Origin of the sequence: Sorangium sp. So ce726, from assembly GCF_051521405.1 — a bacterium.
Classification (GTDB): domain Bacteria; phylum Myxococcota_A; class Polyangia; order Polyangiales; family Polyangiaceae; genus Sorangium.
The window spans coordinates 8,351,975-8,374,313 of record NZ_CP150349.1; the positions used below are offsets into that span (position 1 = coordinate 8,351,975).

A 22,339-nucleotide genomic window follows, 5' to 3' on the forward strand; every position below is an offset into this window, starting at 1 on the left:
TCGCGACAGCGCTCCCCGGGCCCATTGCAGGCTCACGCGACGGCGCTGACAGGTGCTTTGCTCCTCTGATAGGGTAGTCGTCCTAGGAGACTGCCATGCCTCGCTTGAACCAGATCATCGCCATCGAGAAGGGCGTCAAGGCCCGCTCCCACCAGCGCCTCACCGAGGCGCACCACGCGCTGCAGAAGCCGGCGTTGCTCTCCGGGATCTCGCGCACCTACCGGTCGAAGGACGAGGAGGGCGAGCAGCTCCCGCCCGAGGCGACGAGGGTGCAAGCGAAGGCCGAGGACATCATCCGGAGCACCGCCGACATCCTGGGCGAGCTCTTCGACGTCACGGCCACCAAGGACTATGCGAACTGCAAGGCCCGCGCGGACGTGGTCGTCGACGGCAAGGTGCTTCTCACCGGGGCGCCCGTGACTTACCTGCTCTTCCTGGAGAAGCAGCTCGTCGACATGAACACCTTCATCAAGAAGCTGCCGGTGCTCGACGCGTCGGAGAGCTGGACGTTCGATCCCTCCGCGGACTCCTGGGCGACGGAGCCGGTGCAGACGGCGCGAACCAAGAAGATCCCGCGCAACCACGTCAAGGCCGAGGCGACAGACAAACACCCGGCGCAGGTGGAGGTCTATCACGAGGACGTGGTCGTCGGTTACTGGAAGACGGTCAAGTTCTCGGGCGCGCTGCCGGCGCGGCGCATCAACGAGCTGCTCGATCGGGTGGAGAAGCTGCAAAAGGCGGTCAAGTTCGCCCGCGAGGAGGCGAACAACCAGACGGTCGAGGAGCAGAAGGTCGGCGCCACCGTCCTCGGCTTCCTCTTCGGCGCCTGAGGCGCGCCGCCCCTGCCCCGGCGAGCAGCGCCCGGCGAGCGCGTTGTTTCGTCTCCATGGCGCCTTTCACGATTCGAACGGGAGCGACGTGCGGACCTCGAGCGCGGTCTTTCGAATCCGGGTGCGCCATTGATAGACCGATTCCGCGCTGCGCCCGGTAGTGCGGGCGACGTCGCTCACCGACTCTTCTTCGACGAAGAGCCGGCGGAACATGTCGACCCCCGCGGGAGACAGACGTCGATGCAGCTCGAGCGTCAGGCGCTCGAGCGATTGGCGCGTCTCGGTGGAGCGGAGCGCGTCGCGGCACCGGCTCTCGGGCGGCAGGTTCTCGAGATCGACCGGGTCGGTCGGATGCGCGTTGAGCGGGCCCTTGCGCCCGCTGCGCAGGATCGAGACGGCATGCCGCCGCGCCACGAACCCGACGAACTGGTCGAACGCAAGGCCGCGCTCGGGAGCCCAGGCCTTGAGGATGCGGCCGCCGTCGGCGAACAACGCGAGCAACACCTCCTGGGTGAGGTCCTCGACGTCGATGGTGACCGACCGTCCCCAGCTCGCCTCGTCCTTGAGCAGGGCGCGCGCGACGCGCCGACGTATGACCGGTAAGAGCGCGGTGACGAGCTCCGCCGCCGCTCTGCCGTCGCCGCTCGTCGCACGCTCGATGTCGGAATCACGATCGATGACCATGGGAACCTTCCTCGCTTGGACGCGCAGCGCCAGACGCTGCGGGCCCGCCTCTCGAATGCGGGTGCAAGGGGTTCAGCAAGAAGGGCGCCAGCGGGTCTTGCCCGAATTTCTCGACGTTTGGCGCCCATGGGACGCTGGCGGGCAGCGTGCGCGCCCGCGGGCGGCGCGCGCGACCCATGGGACAGCCCGGGCTCACCCCGCGGCCGCCAGGATCGCCTGCGCCCGGGCCCGGATGGCCGCGCTCGTCCCGGGGCGCGCCGCGAGCTGAGCGACGACCTTCAGGGCTTCGGGCAGGACCTGACCCTGAGAGGTCGCCAGCGTGAGCAGCGTGCCGTCGAGCGCGCTGCCGAATCGGCCCTCGTTCATCGCCGCCGCGAGATCACGCCAGTCGGTGGCGGTGAGGGTTCGATCGCGCAGGGCCGCGAGGGCGGTGCTCTGCACTTCGATGGCCGTGTCGCGCGCCAGGGTGATGAGCAGGTCCTTGGCCTCGGGCGTATCGACCCTGCGCAGCGCCTCGGCGGAAGCTTCGCGCAAGGCGGCGTCCTCGCTCGTGGTGTAGGGCTCCGCGATCGCGAGCACCTCGGGGCTGCGCGCGTTCGTGAGGGAGCCGAGCAGCGCCGCCCGCGCCTCGGGCGTCTCTGCGGACGCGATCTCGCGGCCCAGCCGGGCGACGAGGGCGTTCGCCGTCCCGGCGTCGCCGTTCGCTAAGGCGGCGCCGGACGCCGCGGCGAGCGCGTGCGCGCTGGCATAGGCCAGGTCGGCGTACCCCTGCCGCTGGCCGTCCTGGAAGGCGTCCCAGACCGCATCGGCCGTCTCGCTCGTCGGCGCCTCGAGGAACGACACGCGCTGGACGAGCGGCGCTCGGAGCGGAGAGCGCGCGAGCGCGGGAGAGGCGAGGATCGTGCGCATCGCGGCCTGCGCCTCCTCGTGACCCGCGGACGCGAGCAGATCCATGATGAGGACGCGCGCCTTGTCGGTCGCGCCGGGTTCGAGCGCGAGCTTCGCCAGATCCCGGGCGATCTTCGGATCTTGTTGGAGGAGCCCTGTCGCTCGCCAGAGCCAGCGGGTGTGGGCCGGCATCACGCCGCCGTTGCCGAACTGGGCGAGATCGGAGAGCAGCCGTTCGCGCGTGAGCCCGTCGACGCGTTGGGTGAGGAGCTCGCGTACGGTGTCCGCGCCGACGATCGGTTCGCCCGCGGGGTGCGGCGCCTCGAACGCGATACCGGCCGGAGCGGCCTCACCGCGATCCACGCGCACGAGCCGCAGCTCGAATCGCGCCCGACCGTCGAGCTCGCTCGTGCCGTCGGGGCCGTCCACGCGGACGCGCTCCTCGCTCTGGACGCGCTCGATCGCGCCGCCGCGCACGCGGATCGACGACCCACCTCGGAGCTCGCGCACGCGCAGGCTGGCCGAGCCGGGGTTCGAGAAGGCGTCGAAGCTCGAATAACGCACTCGCTCCCGCGTGAGATCTTGCTCGTCCTGGGCGTAACGAACGACGGACGCGCCGAACGGCCCCCGCTCGTTCGCCTCCCAGGACGTGCCCGCGGCGCTCGGGCCGAGCGAGACGCTCGACTGCGCGACGACCCACTGGACGAGGTTCATGAACACGTCCGGAGCGCCGGCCTCGAAGGCGACGTCCCGGCTCACGCCGTCCGTGCCGACGCGCACCCGCGCGTGCCGTCCCATGAGCGCGGTCGCCGCGTGCTCTCGCGCCGGGAACGCCTCGGTGCCGAGCACGTCGAGCCGGTGGCGGAGCACGTCTGTGAACGAGAGAACGAGCGTCGCCCCGTCCTCCTCCACGGACTCGACGAACAGCGCCATGTCGAGCGCCATGTCCGTCGCGCTCGAGGTATGCGTCTCGGCCGCGCCGACGCCCGCGGCGAAGAGGCGTCCGCGCTGCTCACCCGACCAGGAGACGCGATAATGGAGGACCGAGCCCGGCTCGAATCGCAGGGAGAGCGCATGCACTCGCGGCGTCACGGAGACCGGCTCCGCCGCGTGCATGGCGTAACGGGCGGCGGGAACGCCGAGCGCGAGCAGCGCGGCGGCGACGGCGATCGAGCGGCGACGGCGCAGGAACCTTTGGGCGAACGGCGAGGACATACAACCTCCTGAACGACGAATGCAAACTCCGAGAGACGAAGCTCGGGCCGAGGCCCGGCGTGACGCCGCCGAGCCCCGACCCACCCGGACCAAGGTCAGAGATAGTTCTTGATGAGATCGAGCGGCATGCTGCTCTTCTCGAACTTGAAGATCTCCTCGTCGATCGACGGGCCCTGCCACGAGAACAGGGTCCACTCCGAGTCGAGGAAGGAGAACGGGCCGTCGACGAACGCCTTCACGTTGCCGTCGAGCATGCGAAACTTCTGCTTCCCCGTGAACGAGAGCGACGCCGTGACGGCCTTGCTCGGGCTCATCGTGATCCTGGCGCCCGCGCTGATCGGCATCTCGCCGCGCACGAGGACCAGGTTGCATTTCACGCCCGCGCGGAAGCCGGGTACTCCGACCGCCGCCGACGCGAACGCATCGGCCTGGGCGAAGGGCGTGACCGTCCCGGTGATCGTGGCGAGATCGATGCCGGATCCGGTGGGCGTCGACGAGCACGTGCCGCCGATCCGCGCCTTCGCGTCGATCTTCATGCCGACCGACATTCCGACACCTGCGCCGAGCGTGACCGGGACGCCGAACGGGTAGACCGTGGTCGTGAACTCCTTCTTCGTCCCGCTCTTCATCTCCTTGACGAGGCCGGTCTGGAGCTCCGCGCTGTACGGGTTGTCCCAGCGGTTCCAGATCTTGACGTCGAGCACTTCGAGGCGGACCTTTGCCTTGCCCGCCGATTGCTCGGTGTAGATCTTGGCGGCAGCGTCGATCACCTCCACGGTGGTGCCGTAGGCGTGGCCGACCGCCGTGAACGCGCCGTCGACGCTCAGGTTGGCGCTGCATGCCTGCGCCTGCGGCGACAGGCCCGTCACCTCCCAGCCCGTGTCGTACGACCAATCGAGCGACAGGTCGCTCGATCCGAGCGTGCCGTGATCGCTCTTTCGGTCGCCGATGTACGGCTTTCCGTCCGGCGTCTTGGGGAAAGGCTGACTCGCGACCCAGTTGTTGACGACGGCGCCGAAGCCCTCGATGTCTTCCGCCGTCGTCGTGTAGTCGTTCTTCGGTGCGCCGAAGGCGCTCACGGCGTTGCGAACCGGGGAGCTCGACGCGAAATTGCCGCTCGTGTTGGCGACGCACGTCTGATACGCGGCCTCCATGTGCTTCGAATAGAACGCCGCCACCTGATCGCGAAGTTGCCGGTACGACCAGTCGCACTTCGTGACGTTCACGGCGTCGATGCACCCGTCCGCGTCCGCCTGGTAAAGCTGCGCCTTGAGCGCGGCCTCGAGCGCGGTGAGCTCGGCTTGCAGATCGCGCGTCACGGGCGCGCAGCCGGGCTGTCCCGTGCAGTGATCGGTCGACGTGAAGGTCGGCCCGTGCTTCGCGATGAGGTCGAGCAGCTTGTCGCGTTCGGCGGTGAGCTTCAGAAAGTCCTGCTGCTGATCTTCGTAGTAGCGAAGGGTCTCCGGGTGCTCATCTGACAGCGCGTCTTGCATCTGCGCGTGCCAGTTCCAGTTCACCACGTGGTGGGACGTCCCGGCCTGGAGCTTGCTCCGGATCGCCGCGTCGGCGGGGCCGAAGAAGCTGCCGCGCGCGAGCGACTTGTACGCCTTGAAGTAGCCGTTCTTCGGCGCTTTCGGATCCATGAGCGGCTTGGGTACGCCGCCGACGATGATCGTGCCGATCTGGCCGTTCGACGGCCACACGACCGCCGGGAGCGCGCTCGCGCCGGACTTGCTGTACAAGGTCCGGTTCGCGATGCCGGTGGACGTGTCGAACGCCTGATCGAAAAGGACCTCATCGCTCAGCAACGACACGTCGGCGAGATCGCGAAAGCGGGTGTAGTCGTGGAACCGCTCCTGGACGTACTCCGTGCACGACTGCACGACGTTGCCGTTCGCCCGCCAGCGCTCGCGTTGCGCGCCGAGCGACTCGAGGCCGGTGCGCGTGATGCCGTCGGCGAACAGGTTGATGGATCCGCCGCCGGCGTTGTAGAGCTGGCTCTTCTGTTCGACGCCGAGGAACTGGCCCTCGAAATGCTGCGTCATGTGCTTGAAGAAGCTGTAGGGCCTCACGCCTGCCGCGACGGTGGTCTCGGGGTCGTCGGGCGACGCGACCTCCTCGACGCTGACGTCGGGGCGCTGCATCTCCGCGTCGTACGCCGTGCGGATGAGCACGGAGCACGCGCTCGCCTCGTTCGCGACGGAAGCCTGGCCGCACGCCGTCGCGAGGTAGGCGGGATCTCGACATTGGACGACCGTCGGCGTCGGGCACGAGGTCTGCGCCATCGCGCCGCTGGTGGTCGCGAGCGCTGCCAGGACGAAGGATGAAATCGATACGCGGGTTCGGGTTCTCATGGGGATGACCTTTCGTGGAACGTGGGTGAAGACGCCCGACGAGCGCGAGCTGCTCCGGGCAAAGAAGGGGGACGCGGATCCCGGCGCATGGAGTCGGCGTCCGCGAGCCAGGGAATCAGGGGCGACGGCTCAGAAATCGCCGCAGATCTGAGCGCACTTGTAGACGGGCCCTCGGCAACGCTCCCAGCAGTCCAGAGGTTCCGGCTCCGGCTCCGGCTCGGGCGGCGGAGGAGGAGGCGGCGGCGAGCGGTCGACGACCACGCGGTAGCCGGTCGCTTGAGGCGTGAAGCTGACCGTCAAGCGGTATCCCCCGCTCCAGGACGTGACGCCCGGCGCAGGAGCCTCCACCAGACGCAGGCGCGTCGCCGACTCGGTGATTTGCTGCGCCGTCGGTTCGTCCGGGAGCGGCGAGACGTCCATCCGCTGGATGACGAGGCTGCTCCGCGGAACACCGACGTCGTACGTCGAGGGAGACTGCTGGCGCGCTTCGATGGTGTAATAGTGTGTGGCGTCGATGGGCACGCGGATCACGCCGTGGTGGCCCGGCAGCGGCGGCGCGCCGACGAAGTCGAGATCTGCGGTGGCGATCGAGTTGAGGGGGACGCTCAGGATCTGCGAGGGCGTGAGCCAGCCCGCGAGCGCCGTGTGTTCGGCGGCCGGAAACACCGCGCCGCAGCCGAACGAGGCCGTGAGCGAGCTGCACGACAGGCCGCTCGGCGAGAGCGCGAAGCCCTGGCTCATCACGTCCCACGGGGAGTCGAACCTCAGCGCGGCCGTCCCTGAATACGTGAGATCGATGCCCGCTCCCATCGCGCGCGCGACGCTCGCTTGATGGCTGAACTCGACCGGCGAGAGCACGGAGAAGCCATGCGTCCGCTCCGGCGTCTGCAACGTGCCGGCGACGACCTGGTTCTCCAGGTTGTGGCTGAACGCGAGCGCGAAGCCGTCGAAGTCGAAGACGTTGGCGCCGCCGAAGAACGCCGCGCTCAAGCAGTCGTTCACGAGGTCGTCGAGCTTCTCGCTGGAGGTCTGGAGGTTGTAGAAGCTCGCCGGGTTCGGCATCGGCTGCCAGTCGAGCACCGTGGTCGTGATCGAGAGGCGGCCGTGCGACGCCGTGGACCAATAGTTACCAAGACCCGGCCGCGTATTCCCCATCAACCCCTCGAAGTAGGCACGCGTGTGCGGCGTCGGATTCGACAGATCGGTGAAGGAGCACGGGATCATGAGCCAGCGCTTGTCGCCCGTGTAGCTCCCGGACACGAGGCTCGCGAGGCTGGCGACCGCCGAGGCCGGGACGGTGACCTGCGTCGCAACGAGGCCGCCGCGCGCGGAATACGAGCTGCCCGTCACGGCGACCGTCCGGCCGAGGATCGCGTCGAAGCCACCGGCTTGCGCGGCGACCGTCGCGCTGATTTCGACCTCTTGCAGCTTGTGATCGCTGCCCGTGACGAAGTAGCGGTTTCCGCCGTTCTGCCCGGTGGTCGAGGCGCGCCCGATCGAAAGGCGCGTTAGCTTGCCCTGGATCGTGACGGTGGACGCGACCGCTGGATCACGCACGAGGATGGGCGACCCCAGCGCCGGGGTGGCCGTGAACGTGAGCGGCGCCGCGCTCTCGTCGGCGGATTCGGCGTCCGTTTCTTCGGGTGAGAATGCGCAGCCGGGGGCCACGGCGAGTGATGTCAACAACGCGGACAGCGAGATCAACCGATGCGTGGGCATGACGGGCTCCTGGTTCGGGGGCGGAGATGCGCGCTGCTCGGCGCGTCGCCGAGGCGTCGTCTCCTCTCGCCCCACTGATACGCAGGCGCCCGTGCGTTTCTGACGAGGTCTCGCGAGGCTTCACCGTCGCGCGCGCCCACGCCGCCGTGCAGGCGCCGGGCGCATCGCGGGTCCAGGCCGCTGCAGGCGCCCGCGCGCCGGGGCGAAGCGCCTGGAGGCGCGCGAGCACGGCGGCGCCCTCGCCAGGCGACGGCGGAGCTCCTCCGACGTGTCCGGCCGCGCGGCCGCGGCCGGCATGCGCGGGCGCCAGGCGGGCCGGGGTAGCGCGCGCCGGACGCGCGCCGCCCCTGGCCGGCGGCGCTTGCGCCGCGGCCGCCGGAGCGATATCGTGGCCGCGGAGTGCAAGTTGAAGCTCAAGCTCAGCTTGATGGGCTCGGCGCCCAAGCGCAGGTTCGAATCCTGCCCCCGCCACCTCATCTTCTCTCGCGGCGGGGTAGCCCAACCTGGAAGAGGCAGCGCCGGCCCGTTCAATGGTCTCAAGCTCTCACTCCAGGCTCGAGCATTCGTCGCCGATCACCCAATCGAACGGAAGAAGGCTTGAATCGTCGGATGCTGGTTCAATTCCAGCCTGGCCAGCCCGCGCCGCGGTGAGGCGTCGCCTCTCCTCGCGCGGCGCCGGGGCGCTCCCGCCCCGGCGCGCAGTCCATGATGGCCGGTAGTTTAATGGCAGAACACGGCGGTGTAAGGACTGACCTTCGACCTTAAACGTGTGGGTGTGCGCAGATGGCGGCAAACCGAGGCCCGGGACTAGGCCACAGTCCCGGGTCTCACCTATTTCAGGGCCTTCGCGTCGCGGGAGCTCGATCGATGACGCCGCATTTTCCGTCATTGACGGCCGTCGGGTGGGCCGCCTGCGCCGGCGCCCCCCGCGGGTGAAGCTGGGCGCAGCGCACGAGAGCGCCGGCGGCTCAGGCCCTCAGGAGGAGCTCGAACCCTTCGGCCACGAGCCCCTTGAACACGGTCGGCCCGGTCCGGAGGAATCCTAGCTTCTCCAGCACCCTGACCGACGCCACGTTCTCGAGCATCGCGTGCGCGACGAGGCGTGAGAGCCGGAGCTCCTCGACTGCATACCGGATGCACGCGGCGGCCGCCTCCGTGGCGTAGCCTTTGCCCCAGTGCTTCCGGAAGAAGCGGTACCCGAGGTCCGTGACCTCGAGGTCGTCGTGCCACCTGAGGCCGCACCAGCCGAGCTTTTCCCCCGTCTTCCGGTCCGAGACGATGAACCTGCCCATGCGGAAGTCCTCGAACTGGCGCGCGAGCCGCGCGACGACCGCGCGCGCTTCGTCCTCGCACGCGAACGCGGTATCGCCGGTGTAGCGGACCACTTCGGGATCCGAGTTCAGCTCCATCATGAACAGGACGTCTGACAGCCGGTGGGGGCGGAGGCTCAGGCGCTCCGTCAAGAGGAGGGCGTCATCGTCGGTGTCGAGGCCGGGCACCCGGCGATCCTACCCGGTCCGCCACCGCAGTGCAGCGCTCGCCCATCACGGGGCGCCGGCGCGCGTCGATCTGACGCGCCCCGCCAGGCGAGCCGAGATGCGTACGCCGGACGCGGGGGTGATGCGGCGCGTATCGGCGCGTCACGGTGGCCGCCTGAGGCCATGTCGGGCGCTCCTGAGGCCATGTCGGGCGCTTTTGAATCGGCACCGGATGTTCCAGCGAAGCCGTGCTGCCACGCCTTGACGAGCGCACCGCGCGCTCGTCCCGCCGGCCCCCAGCGCCATCGGCGGCGCGCGGAGCGCCGTCTCGCCGGGCGCCGTGTTCGCCATTTCCTGTCCCGTGAGCGGTCGTCTCCTGATTCTCGCTTTGGTGCGCCCTTGGCGCCATTGCGGGCTCCCAGGCGCAAGCTGCTGTCTTTCCACGCGTTCGCCCTGTTCTGCTCTCGATACCTGCGAATACCCCGACTTCGCATGGGGGCGCGGCGTTCCCCCGGCGCGAGGACGAATAAAAGCCGACGGCGCGACAGGCGTCGCGGCTGTCAACCCCTCCTCAGGGGCTTGGTGAACCGCCCCCATTAACTTAGGATCGCTCCAGACACAGCGGGTTGGCGACTGGAGCCTTCGAGCGCTGGTTGCACCTGGTCACGCCCGCGTCTTGGCGTGGCCTGTCGGGTGCCGCATCGACGAATCGCCCTGACTTTTCGTGCCGGCAATTGGTGGACTCTCATCGAGAAGTCGGTGCGGGGCACGGGCGGAGATCCGTCCCGGAGTCGGCCTTCGCCCGATTCACTCGCCTGCTGGGCTCCACCTCATCTGAACGCGGCTGTCTGCGGGATCGAGCGCATTGAAGCTCGGAATCGATAGAAAGGCGGAGTCACATGCGAAAGTATCGAGCGAGTGCGGTTTCTGCTGGAATCGTTGCCGGGTTTGCCGGAGTGATGGCCAGCACAGGCGCGAGCTGGGCCGGCGATTCGCAAGACGTCAAGGCGGAGGCCCGGGCGTCCGACGAGATCGGGCACCACATGCCCGGCAAGAAGGGGTTCGTGGGGCAGCAGTATCAGAAGGGGGAGCGCGGCCCCCAGGGGCCCATGGGGCAGCGGGGACCCGCTGGGGCGCAGGGCGAGCGCGGTCCGCAGGGTCCCAAGGGGGAGCGCGGCGAGCCTGGCCCGCAGGGGCCGGCAGGCACGGCAGGCACCGCGGGGCTCATCGGTCCCCAGGGCCTCCAGGGCTTCAAGGGCGGCGACGGCGCGCGCGGTCCTCAAGGGCCCGCGGGACCCATGGGGCCCAAGGGTGAGCGCGGCGAGCCCGGCCCGCAGGGGACGGCAGGCACCGCAGGGCTCATCGGTCCCCAGGGCCTCCAGGGCTTCAAGGGCGGCGACGGCGCGCGCGGTCCTCAGGGCCCGCAGGGTCCCAAGGGGGAGCGCGGCGAGCCCGGCCCGCAGGGGACGGCAGGCACCGCAGGGCTCATCGGTCCCCAGGGCCTCCAGGGCTTCAAGGGTGGCGACGGCGCGCGCGGTCCGCAGGGCCCGCAGGGTCTCAAGGGGGAGCGCGGCGAGCCCGGCCCGCAGGGGCCGGCAGGCACCGCAGGGCTCATCGGTCCCCAGGGCCTCCAGGGCTTCAAGGGTGGCGACGGCGCGCGCGGTCCGCAGGGCCCGCAGGGTCTCAAGGGGGAGCGCGGCGAGCCCGGCCCGCAGGGGCCGGCAGGCACCGTGGGACTCATCGGTCCCCAGGGCCTCCAGGGCATCAAGGGCGTCGACGGCGCGCGCGGTCCTCAGGGACTCGCGGGGCCCATGGGACCCAAGGGCGAGATGGGCCCTCAGGGGCCGGCGGGACACACCGGCCTCCAGGGCTTCAAGGGCGCTGACGGCGGGCGTGGTCCGCAGGGGCCCGCGGGACCCATGGGGCCCAGGGGCGAGCGCGGCGAGCCCGGCCCGCAGGGGCCGGCTGGGGCGGTAGGGCTCATCGGCCCGCAGGGCCTCCAGGGCCTCAAGGGCGTCGATGGCACGCGTGGTCCTCAGGGACCCGCGGGACCCATGGGGCCCAAGGGCGAGGTCGGCCCCCAGGGGCCGGCGGGGCACATCGGCGCTCAGGGCCTCAAGGGCGCTGACGGCGCGCATGGTCCGCAGGGACTGACAGGGCCCAAGGGCGAGATGGGTCCTCAGGGGCCGACGGGGCTCATCGGCCCCCAGGGCTTCAAGGGCGCTGACGGCGCGCGTGGTCCTCAGGGACCGGTAGGGCCCAAGGGCGAGATGGGTCCTCAGGGGCCGGTAGGGCCCAAGGGCGAGATGGGTGCTCAAGGGCCGGCAGGGCCCAAGGGCGAGATGGGTCCTCAGGGCCTCAAGGGCGTCGACGGCGCGCGCGGTCCGCAGGGGCCGGCAGGGCCCAAGGGCGAGCGCGGCGAGCACGGCCCCCAGGGCCCCGCAGGGCTCGTCGGTCCTCAGGGCCTCAAGGGCGTCGACGGCGCTCAGGGCCTCAAGGGCGCTGACGGCGCGCGCGGTCCTCAGGGTCTCGCCGGACCCAAGGGCGAGGCTGGTCCCCAGGGACTCGCTGGACCCAAGGGCGAGCACGGCGAGCGCGGCCTCCAGGGCCCCGCGGGGCTCATCGGTCCTCAGGGCCTCCAGGGCCTCAAGGGCGTCGACGGCGCTCAGGGCCTCAAGGGCGCTGACGGCGCGCGCGGTCCTCAGGGTCTCGCCGGACCCAAGGGCGAGGCTGGTCCCCAGGGACCCGCTGGACCCAAGGGCGAGCACGGCGAACGCGGCGAGCGCGGCCTCCAGGGTCCCGCAGGGCTCGTAGGTCCTCAGGGCCTCCAGGGCCTCCAGGGCCTCAAGGGCGTCGACGGTGCTCACGGCCTCAAGGGCGCTGACGGCGCTCCGGGCCTCAAGGGCGCTGACGGCGCGCGTGGTCCTCAGGGTCTCGCCGGACCCAAGGGCGAGGCTGGTCCCCAGGGACCCGCTGGACCCAAGGGCGAACGCGGCGAGCGCGGCGAGCGTGGTCTCCAGGGTCCCGCAGGGCTCGTAGGTCCTCAGGGCCTCCAGGGCCTCCAGGGCCTCAAGGGCGTCGACGGCGCTCACGGCCTCAAGGGCGCTGACGGCGCTCCGGGCCTCAAGGGCGCTGACGGCGCTCCGGGCCTCAAGGGCGCTGACGGCGCGCGCGGTCCTCAGGGTCTCGCCGGACCCAAGGGCGAGGCTGGTCCCCAGGGACCCGCTGGACCCAAGGGCGAACGCGGCGAGCGCGGCGAGCGCGGCCCCGCGGGTATCGTCGGTCCTCAGGGCCTCCAGGGCCTCAAGGGCGTCGACGGCGCTCACGGCCTCAAGGGCGCTGACGGCGCTCCGGGCCTCAAGGGCGCTGACGGCGCTCCGGGCCTCAAGGGCGCTGACGGCGCTCCGGGCCTCAAGGGCGCTGACGGCGCTCCGGGCCTCAAGGGCGCTGACGGCGCTCCGGGCCTCAAGGGTGCTGACGGCGCGCGCGGTCCTCAGGGTCTCGCCGGACCCAAGGGCGAGGCTGGTCCCCAAGGGCCGGCCGGACCCAAGGGCGAACGCGGCGAGCGCGGCGAGCGCGGCCCCGCGGGGATCGTCGGTCCTCAGGGCCTCCAGGGCCTCAAGGGCGTCGACGGCACTCACGGCCTCAAGGGCGCTGACGGCGCTCCGGGCCTCAAGGGCGCTGACGGCGCGCGTGGTCCTCAGGGTCCCGCCGGACCCAAGGGCGAGCGCGGCGAGCGCGGCCCCGCGGGGATCGTCGGTATCCAGGGTCTCCAGGGATTCAAGGGCATCGACGGCGCGCGCGGTCCTCAGGGCCCCGCTGGACCCAAGGGCGAGCGTGGCCCCCAGGGGCCGGTCGGATCGCCTGGACTCGTGAAGATCCACGTGGTCTCCGTGACGCGCGAGGCGTCGCCCGCGAGCGCGTTCGTCAACGTCAAGGCGCTCTGCGACGCGGGTGAAGTCGTGCTCAGCGGCGGATTCTCGATCTCCGGCGGCGCCCAGGCGACAAGCAGGGTGGTCGAGAACTCGCCGTTCGACGCCACCGAAGGCCGCGCGGGCTGGACATCGACCGCCGTGTTCGAGAGCGGCTTCGGCAAGAAGGCGCAGACCGTCTCGCTGACCACCTTCGCCGTGTGCGCCGAGGTGCCCGAGCGCTGATCCCGAAAGACCGGAGGGCCATGCTCGCGTGAGCACGAGCCCACCTCTCGACCCGCTGTCCCCCGCCCGTCCACCGTGACCCCGAGGGCGGGGGACCGCTGGCTCTGCACCTCACCGTTGCTCTCCACACGCCGCACGCCGCACGGCAGCACGCCGTGCCATCGCCGCACAGCCCCCACCTGCCCCCCACCTGCCCCCCACCTGCCCCCCACCTGCCCCCCACCTGCCCCCCACCTGCCCCCCACCTGCCCCCCACCTGCCGCCCCGCCTGCACAGGCCACCGCGGTCCGCCCGCGCTCCCCAGCAGCACGGCCAGCGACGCCGCCGGGCCCAGCAACCCTCACCTGCGAACCCCTTGCACCGCCGGATCAGCGGCCCTACCTACCAGAAGCGCCACCACCTCACACACACCCACAGCAGACGACACCCTCACCATCGCGCGCCGGGGCTATAGATGGCCCGCAGGAGCGCGTGAGGCAGCTTGCACGCTTTTCGCATGAATTCCTGGCCGGTGGCTGCATGAACATCGGACTCTTCCACGCTCCGAAAAAAATGCGCGGTTTCCGGCGCTCCTGCCGGAAGGTTGGCGTGGCATCACTGCTGCCCTGGATCAGGGACAGCCGCTGTGGCACGCACGTGAAGCCGCCGCGACGCTCTTTGTCACAGCTGTTGCCATCTGCCACAGGCGCGATTGCACGTAGTCCGCGGACGGGCCGATGAAGACATCCCCTCACGTCAATCCAGCGGTACCCGGCATAGCGAGGAGAACCACAGAGAAACCTCCTCGCTTCGTAGATGCTGTGGTAATTTGCCCCCCCGGGACGCGGACACGAAGGAGGGGTTTCTCTCAGGTCGGACCACATGCGCCCGGAGCGCACCCCAGAGGGGAACCATGAGCATAGATTACGATATGAAGACCACCGAGCATGCGACGATGACCGGAGCACGTCACAACCGTCTCGTGATTGCACACGTACTGAACTCCTTCCAGGTGGGCGGCGCTGAGCAGGTCGTGGTGGATCTGGCGGGGCTGCAGCGCGCCGCGGGACATGAGGTGATGGTCGTGGGCATCGGGACGAACCCCGACGGGCCGCGCGCGGCGCAGCTCCGGGAGCGCGGCGTCGCGGTGCACATGCTGCCGAAGCGCTCCGGCTTCGACTTCAAGCTCCCCGGGAAGCTCGCGGCGTTCTTCGCCAAGCATGGTGTCTCGATCGTGCACTCGCACAATCAGCAGCCGCTCATCTACGCGACGGCCGCAGGCCGGCTGCACCGTGTGCCTGTGTGCCACACGCTGCACGGCGCCATGTTCGATCAGGGACGCAGGGCGTGGCTGCGGCACATGGCCGCCAAGCTCGCCGACGCGCACGTGGCCGTGTCGCAGTCGACGGCCGACTTCATGGTGAAGCACAACGAGGTACCGATCTCGAAGCTTCATGTGATCTTGAATGGAATCGACCTCTCCCGGTTCAGGCCGGACGCCGCGGCCCGGCGCCGCACCCGAGCCGAGCTCGGGATCCCCCAGGACGCGTGGGTCGCCGGGGCGGTCGGGCGCCTGTCGCAGGTCAAGAACCACGCGCTCCTGCTCCGCGCGGCCGCGGCCGCAGGGATCCTGTCGGGCAACTCGGACAACGCGCGCCTCCTCCTGGTCGGAGACGGGCCGGAAGCCGCCTCGCTGCGCGCCCTCGCCGAAGAGCTCGCCATCAGCGACCGCGTCGTCTTCGCAGGCGAGCGGCACGACGTGCCGGGGCTCCTCGCGGCGAGCGACGTCTTCGTCCTGTCGTCGAAGTCCGAGGGTCTGCCGCTCTCCATGGTGGAGGCCATGGCCACGGGGCTGCCGGTGGTCTCGACCGCCGTGGGCGGCATCCCTGCCCTGATCGCCGACGGGGAGACGGGCTTCCTCGTGCCGTCGGACGACGAGGGCGCGCTCGCCGCCAAGCTCGCCACGCTCAAGGGGGATCCCATGCAGTCCGCGGCGATGGGCAAGCGCGGAAGGAAGCTCGCGCTGCGGCGCTACTCGGCCGAGCGCATGATGGCGAGCTACATGGATATCTACGAGACCCTCCTCGCCCGGCGCGAGCCGGAGCGGCGAGGCGTGCTGCGGCCGAGCGAGCTGCTCGCGGGCCTGAACGCATAACCCAGCGAGCAGCTCGCAGGCTCGCCCCCCCATCACCCAGTCAGCTGCTCGCGGGCTCGCACCCATCACCCAGCGAGCAGCTCGCAGGCTCGCCCCCCGATCCACGCCAGGCGAATCGCGAACGGCGCGGCAAGCGCGTCGCCCGGCTCCGGGGGCAGGCCGTCGCTGCCTCACGCCCGCTTCAAGGCACGCGGGGGATCGTCGAGCGCGCACGCGCGTTCGTCGCGAGCGACGGCGGCGACGAGAGCGCCGCCGCCCGGGAAAGCCGCGCCTGGGGACGACCCGAAGACGGCCGTTCGTCCAGCGCGCCAAGGTCGCGCAGGTCCGTCGCCGGCGCGAGCGTGCTCCGGGGCGGCGGCACCAGCGTGCTCCGGGACGGCGGCACCAGCGTGCTCCGGGGCGGCGGAACCAGCGTGCTCCGGGGTGGCGCGAGCGCGAGCGCGAGCGCGGTATGCGCCTCGCGCACAGCGGCCAGCATCGACCGCGCATCCGGCCAGCGATCCACCTGCGCGAACTCGAGCGCGCGGTCCACCACGCGCACCACGGCCGGAACCATCGACGGCGCGATCCGCGCGAGCGACGGAATCGGGCAGGTCATCCTCAGAAAGAAGAGCTCGTTGACGGTCGGCGCTTCCTGGACGTATCGGTCCGCCAGCAGCGAAAACATCGTCGCGCCAAGCGCCCAGAGGTCCGTCCGCGCATCGACGAGATCCCAGCGCGCGCGGGCCTGCTCGGGCGGCATGTACGCCGGCGTGCCCATCGCGCGGAGCCCCACGAGGGAGGTTTGCCCCGAGGGGACCCGCAGGCGCGCGATGCCGAAATCGAGGATCTTCACCCCGCGCTCTCGCGTGAGGAAGATGTTGTCAGGCTTCAGATCCCGGTGAACGACGCCCCTCGCGTGCGCGGCCGCGAGCACCTCCAGGATCTGCTCGCTCACGGAGAGGACCTCGGCCGGCGGGAGCGGGCCCCTCTGCGCCTTCCAGCGCTGGAGAAGGCTCTCTCCCTCGAGGAGCTCCATCACGAGGAACGGCGATCCATCCTCGGTCACGTCGTCCGCGATCACCGCGGCGACCCCCGGGTGATCGACGGTCTGCGCGATGGCCTTCTCTCGGAGAAACCGCGCGCGATCGCCCCGGTCCCTCGCCCGCTCGGGGTGCAGCAGCTTGATCGCGACCCGCTGGCCCTTCCGGTGCGTCGCGGCATACACGGCCGCCATCCCGCCGAGGCCGATCAGCGCGTCCAGCCGCCACGCGCCGTTGAGCGACGTTCCCACCCGCGCCTGCGCTCTCTGGACGTGCGTGACATTCTCGAACTCCATCGCTGGTCCTCTCCGTACCTCGAGCCAACGGCTCTCCCGGCGCTCGCGGCGCAGGAGAGCCTCTCTGCTCTGCGTTTCCCGTGTCCCGCGACGGCGCTACGATCGAATCCGCGCTCCACGACGGCAGGCCCGGTATGCAGCTCGTCGGCACCGCGACCCGCCCGGCCGTCCTGCGTCACCGACACAGGAGCCGTGTGGGGTGGGCGGTATCCAACAACACGTCATTTCATGGAAAAGTTCAGCAAAACCCGAGCCACGCAGGCCCACCTGGAGCGCCGCGGTGAACGCGCGACCGCGTGGGGCGAATCGCCCCATGCGGCAAGATGCCCCGACCATTGTGGCGTCGCCGGGCCTCCGCCTCGTCATCGTGAGGCGGCCATCGGATGTGCTCGGATGTGCTCACGCCCTCGCCGGGCTCATCCCTTCGCGGGGCTCCTGTCCTCCGCGCCGGGCCCGCTCGCGAGGGCGTGGGCTCAGTGGAGGCCCTTCATCGTCGGATCACCCAGCTTGAACGCCGCCAGCGCTTGCCGGATGAAGGCGGGCACCGAGAGGTAGTTCTCGAGCGCGCCGCAAGCGCGGTTCGAGGAGCACGTGCATTTGTAGAAATCGCTGAAGTCCTCATCGTCCACGTCGGCGTCCGCCTTGCAGCCGTCCACGCCTTCCCGCAGGACCTCGCCGTCTTCCGCGATGGCGGCGATCGTCGGATCCCACCGCACGATCGGCTGCCCGGTCTCCGGGTTCAGCTTCACCTTGTGCCAGTCTGCCTTGCCGTCACCGTCGAGGTCGGGCCCAGGCTCGGTGACATACGCCTTCGCCAGGAGCTCATTCCCGTACTCCAGGACGCGCGCGCCGATGCCCTTCTGCACGACCTTGCCAAAGACGGACTCGGTCCCGTAGGCCTTCGCCATGAACACCTTCCCGGACGGGTGGTGGAGCTCGACCCGGTCCGGGAAGCCGGGATCGGTGTCTGCACCGGCCTCCCAGACGTGCATCATGTCCAGCCACTTCTGCTTCTGGTTCTCGGGCAGGTAGAGGAGGGTCCACGCGATGAGGAACTTCTGCTGCTCCCAGCCGATCTGCGGGTCGAGGATGGCGACCTTGGCCGGGGCCCGCGGGTTCCACGGCGCGCTGTCGGGCGCGCCGTAGGAGCTGCAGACGATGCTCCCGGCCGCGGGGAAGCAGCTCTCCGGCCCGCTCTCGGCCCACCACGAGGTCCAGCCGAGCGCGCCGGCCGGGTACCCGCTCGCGTCCCGGACCGGCCGGCCACGCTGGTCCGCCTCGACGCGCACGCCCTTGAGGGCGTCGTCGCCCGTGAGGTTGTTGGCGAGCCAGCGGCGGTACCCTTCCGGGAAGACGTCGGCGAGCGAGACCGCCCGGTAACGCGCGTCGAGGAAGTCGTGCCGCGAGTCGCTGATGAAGTTGTCGACCGACTCGGTCATCAGCATCGACACCCACGCCTTGTCGTAATAGGCCCCGGCGTTCATCGTGTACGACGAGTCGTACTCGCCCTTGTCCTCCGCGAGCGCGTTCTCGAGCGGCTTGCCCCCCACGGCGATATCGCCGAAATAGCCCGTCGCGCCGTTCGGCACGACCACCAGCGGTTCGCCGGGATCGCCGAAGACATCGCTCGATGACCGGAGGACGGTGTCCCCGTCCGGCAGGAAATGCTCGCCCGGCTGCGGGCGCGCCATCTGGAGCGCGAAGTGATCGAACGCGATCCCGGCCGCGAGGGCGTTCTCCTTGAAGAGGCTGTTCGCGGCCTGGACCCAGAACGTGTCGAAATCGTAGCCGCGGTCCAGCGCGAACTCGCGGTAGATGTTCATGATGAGCCCGAGGCCCTTCGCGCCGTCGCGCATCTTCGCGTTGTATCGGTTCAGGGTCCGCTCCGACGCCGCGCGCACGCTGAAGGCCTGCCGGCCGCGGCGGTAGTTGTCGAAGATGTGGTTCACCTCCTGCTGTGTGACGAAGAAATTGAAGAGCTCGTAGGCGTCCGCGCCGTTGTCGTGCCGGTACACGCTCAGGTTGCCGAGGTCGGCCCACCGGTCGGTCGCGAAGCCGTAAGGCAGGCGCGTCCGCCCCGCCGGGTCCACCGAGGGCCCCTTCACGTCCTTCGGCGTCGCCAGCGCGCGCCAGGTGACATAATCGACCTTCTGCTGCCGGCACCGCGTGTACTTGCCGCCGATCGACACGAGCTGGCCGTCGAGCAAGGGGTGCCAGACGCCGTCCAGCTCCTCGTCCCAGTCCGAGGGCACGTATGCGCTCGGGTCGACCTCGACGCAGCTGCGCGGCGCGATCAGCTCGTACTTGTTCTGCAGCTCGGAGTAATGGATGTCCTCGTCGTCGTACTCGGGCTGGATGCCGAGGATGCCGCCGAAATCGTCGATCTTCGCGAGCACGCCCTTGCCGCGCGGGGTGGTCGCCTTGTAGCTCGGGTCGGCGTGCACGGCGACGGCATCGCCGTAGAACATCCGTGTCGCGGCGAAATCATAGGCGCCGAGCCCGATGAGGTCCTGCGTGGGCTCGCCGGCATAGTCCATCGTCGACGACTGCATGAACATCCAGATCAGGTTCTTCCGCTCGTTCTCGGTGACGGGATCGTAATACCTCGGCCCGACGCACGCCTCGCCGTCCTCCGAGAGCGTCTCGCACTTCGTCTTCACCCGCCCATTGCTCGTGCGAAGCTGCCAGTACTGCGGCCGGTAGCCCCAGGCGTCGGAAGAGCTCACGAAATTGTGCCGCAGCCCGACGGAGTGGCCCATCTCGTGGAGGATCACCGAATAGTGCGCCCGCTGCGCGAGGTAGCGCCGCATGGCCTCGGCGCGCCGGGCCTTCTGCGCGGCGTCCCCCTCGCCGAAGCGCCCGTGCTTGCTCGCGAATTTCTCCTCGAGGAGATCCGCCAGGTTGGCGGTCGCGAGCGGCGCCGGCGCCTCCTGCATCACGCACGCGCCGCGCTCGGCGAGCGCGATCTCCTTCAGGTTCCCGAGCTCGCGCCGCACGCTCGGGTTCGCCCCTCGGAGCGGCGAGGCGAAGCGCATCACCTCGTCCGTGAGCGGCAGCCCCTGGACGCCGGTGAGCTCCTGGATCGCCTTCGTCGTGAGCTCGGCCTCGAGCTCGGTGCCCGCCGCGGCCCTGCGGCGCGCCTCGTAGACCCCGCGCATGCTGTCGGGCGCCGTGGCGTCCGCCGCGATGCCGCGCACCTCCTTCGAGAGCCGCCGGAGGCTCTCGCGCAGCGCTGGGTTCTGCGCCATCTGGCCGGAGCCCTCGGAGACGGCCGCCTCGTCCACCCCGGCGGACCGGGCGATCCGCCGCGCCAGCTCCTCCCGCGTGAACCGCGGCAGCGCGCCGCCCCTCGACGCGCCCTCGCTCGCCTGCGCCCAGTCCCGGACGTAATCGCCGTCGGTCACATCTTCGGTCTTGAGCTCTCCCTTGATGTAGCGGGCCGTGTCCACGACGCCCTGGCTCCAGATGTCGCTGACGTGCGTCCAGATATTGATGCTCGACGCGACCTTCTCGCCGGTGAGCGGGTCTTCCGAGTCGCTGTAGATGCCCCAGGCGGACGGCGATTGCGGCGCCTCGAAGTTGTTGATCTGGTGATAGCGCAGGTCGCCGATCCGAGCGTTCAGCGCACCGCCGCACGCCCTCATCCGCTCAGGATCCCGCCCTGAATCCTTGCGGCGCTCGTCGCTGCACATCCTGGCGGTCACGCCCGCGGGGAGCCGCGGACCGCCGCACGCCTCGGGGTCGGCCGCCTCGACGGGGCTGTGACAGAGCACGATCATCTCGGGCATCTTCGCGAGCGCGATGACGCCCCTCGAGTACCCTCGCCGCGCGCCGATCTCGTCGGCGAGGGCCTCGCAGGGCTGCCCCTCGCGCGCCGCGCCGCGCCGGCACGCGTCGACCTCGCGCGAGAGCGCGATGGCGTCGGCGTCATCGTCCATCTGCCCGTCGTAGACCGGGAACGCCTCACCGCAGCGCGCCGCGTCCCCTTGCGTGCGGACGCACTCGGCGTACTTGCCGGTGACGACGGCGCTGCGCAGGGCGACGTCCCACTCGTGGGCTGCCATGTCCGTGGCGGCGAAATAGTCGGGGTTGCTGTCCGAGGTCACGTACCACGCCTGCGGCACGGCCTCGCGCCGCTGGTAGGGCAGGGTGCACCGTTGCTTGAAGGTATCGCACCGCGAGCCGGGCCCCACCGCCTCCATCCCTCCATCTCGGGCCATCAAGGCTCCGGTGACGGCCTCGCACTCGTCCTCGGTCCCGTTCCGGTCCTGGTCGCGGTGCGGATCTGCGCCGGCGGGGGTGGTCTCGGGCGTGAAGCACGGGACCTCGCCCGTCATGCTCTCTGGATCGTCGTAGTAGTGGCTGCGTTCCCAGATGTTGTAACGGGAGATCATGCGGTGCCACTTGGCGTCGCTCATGCCGTAGTTTCGGGCGTAGCCGAAGCGCTCTCGCACGAACGCGCCGAACGCTCGGAACCGGTAGCCGTCCCACTCGGTCGGCTCGTAGTCCCGATCGACGACGCGCCGGAACGACTGCCGGAGGGTGATCTCGACGGGATTGCACGAGCCGACCGGCGCGGTGCCGCCCGCGAAGTCCGTGTCGAGCATGCAGGCCGGGAAGCTGTCGATGCCCCACCCGAGGTGGCTGAGATCGACGAGCTGAGGCATCGCGAAGGCCTTGTTGGTGACGTCGAAATACCCCTCCTCGGGGTCGAAATGGGGCGCGTCGGGGTGGCTCGGGTCGCTGACGTAGTAGGAGAGCGGCTCGTACTGCACGCCGCCGTAGACGCCGATGAGCGACAGCGTGTCGAAGTCGTAGGAGTCGACGTTCAGGTTCTTCGACCAGTCGACCCGCATGTATTCGCGCTCATACCATGGACGGTCGGTCGTATTTTCGACGACGACGTTGCTCTCTTCCCCCGTCGCTCGGTTGTAATCGCGCTGGACGTCGAAGTGGGAGAGGATCTTGTAGGCGACGACCACGACGCCATCGTCCGTGGCGGCGCCGGCGCCCTTGCCGTCGCTGTCGTTCACGCGCTCGTAGGTGAGGCGCCCGAGCAGGAGGTCTTCCTGGATGATCCACTTGATGCGCGCGACATCGGCCTGAGCATACGAGGAGGAGAAGAGCCCGTCTTGCGAGGCGCCGTAGCCCACGTCGACCACCGTGGTCCGCGCCCAGAACTCGGGATCGTCCTCCTTGCTCTGGAGATCGGCGCCGACGAAGAACGATTTCGCCAGCGCGTTGGCCTGAACCTGGCTGATGGCCGGCCGCTCCTCGGCGCAGCCCGCGATCAAGCTCACCGCTGCCGCGAGCAATGCCTGTCTCACAATCCAACTCATCGCAGAGTCCTCCTCTGGCAGCTCGGTCCCGAGCGCGCATGCCCCCATGAGAACCTCGGCCTCAGTCGCCGCGACGACCGCCCCGGTCGCGCGAGGGGCGTGCCTGCTCGCCCTCGCTGGCACCGCGGCATACCACGTACCACGCGCGCCACCCCCTCGCCATTCCTGGCCAATCCACGGGCATTCAATGCCTTTTCCGCCTCGCGCCCGTCTCACCGCGCGG

10 protein-coding genes are annotated in these 22,339 nt (G+C 70.2%); 3 read left to right on the top strand and 7 right to left on the bottom strand.

The genetic code is table 11. From position 1 onward, the window contains the following. Window positions 1–95 precede the first annotated feature (95 nt). Complete coding sequence (locus WME79_RS30720) at window positions 96–830, top strand: DUF7873 family protein (protein ID WP_437522069.1); 735 nt, start codon at window positions 96–98, stop codon at window positions 828–830. A 66-nt stretch (window positions 831–896) separates the two neighbouring features. Here WME79_RS30720 and WME79_RS30725 read toward each other — a convergent pair whose 3' ends face one another. From WME79_RS30725 to WME79_RS30745, 5 genes are all read right to left on the bottom strand, one after another. Next, the gene (locus tag WME79_RS30725) at window positions 897–1,514 is read right to left on the bottom strand and encodes an RNA polymerase sigma factor (protein WP_437522071.1); all 618 of its coding nucleotides are present in this window, start codon (window positions 1,512–1,514) and stop codon (window positions 897–899) included. Window positions 1,515–1,706: 192 nt separating this feature from the next. Next, entirely contained in the window at window positions 1,707–3,617 is a 1,911-nt protein-coding gene (locus WME79_RS30730) for a HEAT repeat domain-containing protein (RefSeq protein ID WP_437522073.1), read from the bottom strand. A gap of 95 nt (window positions 3,618–3,712) precedes the next feature. Continuing rightward, the gene (locus tag WME79_RS30735) at window positions 3,713–5,971 is read right to left on the bottom strand and encodes a hypothetical protein (RefSeq protein ID WP_437522075.1); all 2,259 of its coding nucleotides are present in this window, start codon (window positions 5,969–5,971) and stop codon (window positions 3,713–3,715) included. Window positions 5,972–6,100: 129 nt separating this feature from the next. Continuing rightward, window positions 6,101–7,690, bottom strand: coding sequence for a hypothetical protein (locus WME79_RS30740; RefSeq protein ID WP_437522077.1), 1,590 nt, complete (start codon window positions 7,688–7,690; stop codon window positions 6,101–6,103). Window positions 7,691–8,658: 968 nt separating this feature from the next. Beyond that, window positions 8,659–9,189, bottom strand: a complete 531-nt coding sequence (locus WME79_RS30745; RefSeq protein WP_437522079.1) for a GNAT family N-acetyltransferase — start codon at window positions 9,187–9,189, stop codon at window positions 8,659–8,661. A 938-nt stretch (window positions 9,190–10,127) separates the two neighbouring features. Between WME79_RS30745 and WME79_RS30750 the strand changes: the two genes are divergently transcribed. Then, window positions 10,128–13,325, top strand: coding sequence for a collagen-like protein (locus WME79_RS30750; RefSeq protein ID WP_437522081.1), 3,198 nt, complete (start codon window positions 10,128–10,130; stop codon window positions 13,323–13,325). Between the two features lie 910 nt (window positions 13,326–14,235). Beyond that, window positions 14,236–15,459 carry a glycosyltransferase gene (locus tag WME79_RS30755; RefSeq protein WP_437522083.1) on the top strand — a complete coding sequence of 408 codons (1,224 nt, stop codon included), beginning with the start codon at window positions 14,236–14,238 and terminating at the stop codon, window positions 15,457–15,459. A 181-nt stretch (window positions 15,460–15,640) separates the two neighbouring features. Here WME79_RS30755 and WME79_RS30760 read toward each other — a convergent pair whose 3' ends face one another. Together WME79_RS30760 and WME79_RS30765 are read right to left on the bottom strand one after the other, a co-directional pair. Further along, window positions 15,641–16,777: a serine/threonine-protein kinase gene (locus tag WME79_RS30760; protein WP_437522085.1), complete on the bottom strand. Its 1,137-nt coding sequence runs from the start codon at window positions 16,775–16,777 to the stop codon at window positions 15,641–15,643. A gap of 473 nt (window positions 16,778–17,250) precedes the next feature. Continuing rightward, entirely contained in the window at window positions 17,251–22,116 is a 4,866-nt protein-coding gene (locus tag WME79_RS30765) for a hypothetical protein (protein ID WP_437522087.1), read from the bottom strand. Between the last annotated feature and the right edge of the window lie 223 nt (window positions 22,117–22,339).

What these genes read in the sequence shown, in the direction of transcription:
- WME79_RS30765 (WP_437522087.1), bottom strand. Translation starts at nt 22,116, where the DNA reads ATGAGTTGGATTGTGAGACAGGCATTGCTCGCGGCAGCGGTGAGCTTG.
- WME79_RS30740 (WP_437522077.1), bottom strand. Translation starts at nt 7,690, where the DNA reads ATGCCCACGCATCGGTTGATCTCGCTGTCCGCGTTGTTGACATCACTC.
- WME79_RS30750 (WP_437522081.1), top strand. Translation starts at nt 10,128, where the DNA reads ATGGCCAGCACAGGCGCGAGCTGGGCCGGCGATTCGCAAGACGTCAAG.
- WME79_RS30760 (WP_437522085.1), bottom strand. Translation starts at nt 16,777, where the DNA reads ATGGAGTTCGAGAATGTCACGCACGTCCAGAGAGCGCAGGCGCGGGTG.
- WME79_RS30755 (WP_437522083.1), top strand. Translation starts at nt 14,236, where the DNA reads ATGAAGACCACCGAGCATGCGACGATGACCGGAGCACGTCACAACCGT.
- WME79_RS30730 (WP_437522073.1), bottom strand. Translation starts at nt 3,617, where the DNA reads ATGTCCTCGCCGTTCGCCCAAAGGTTCCTGCGCCGTCGCCGCTCGATC.
- WME79_RS30720 (WP_437522069.1), top strand. Translation starts at nt 96, where the DNA reads ATGCCTCGCTTGAACCAGATCATCGCCATCGAGAAGGGCGTCAAGGCC.
- WME79_RS30725 (WP_437522071.1), bottom strand. Translation starts at nt 1,514, where the DNA reads ATGGTCATCGATCGTGATTCCGACATCGAGCGTGCGACGAGCGGCGAC.
- WME79_RS30735 (WP_437522075.1), bottom strand. Translation starts at nt 5,971, where the DNA reads ATGAGAACCCGAACCCGCGTATCGATTTCATCCTTCGTCCTGGCAGCG.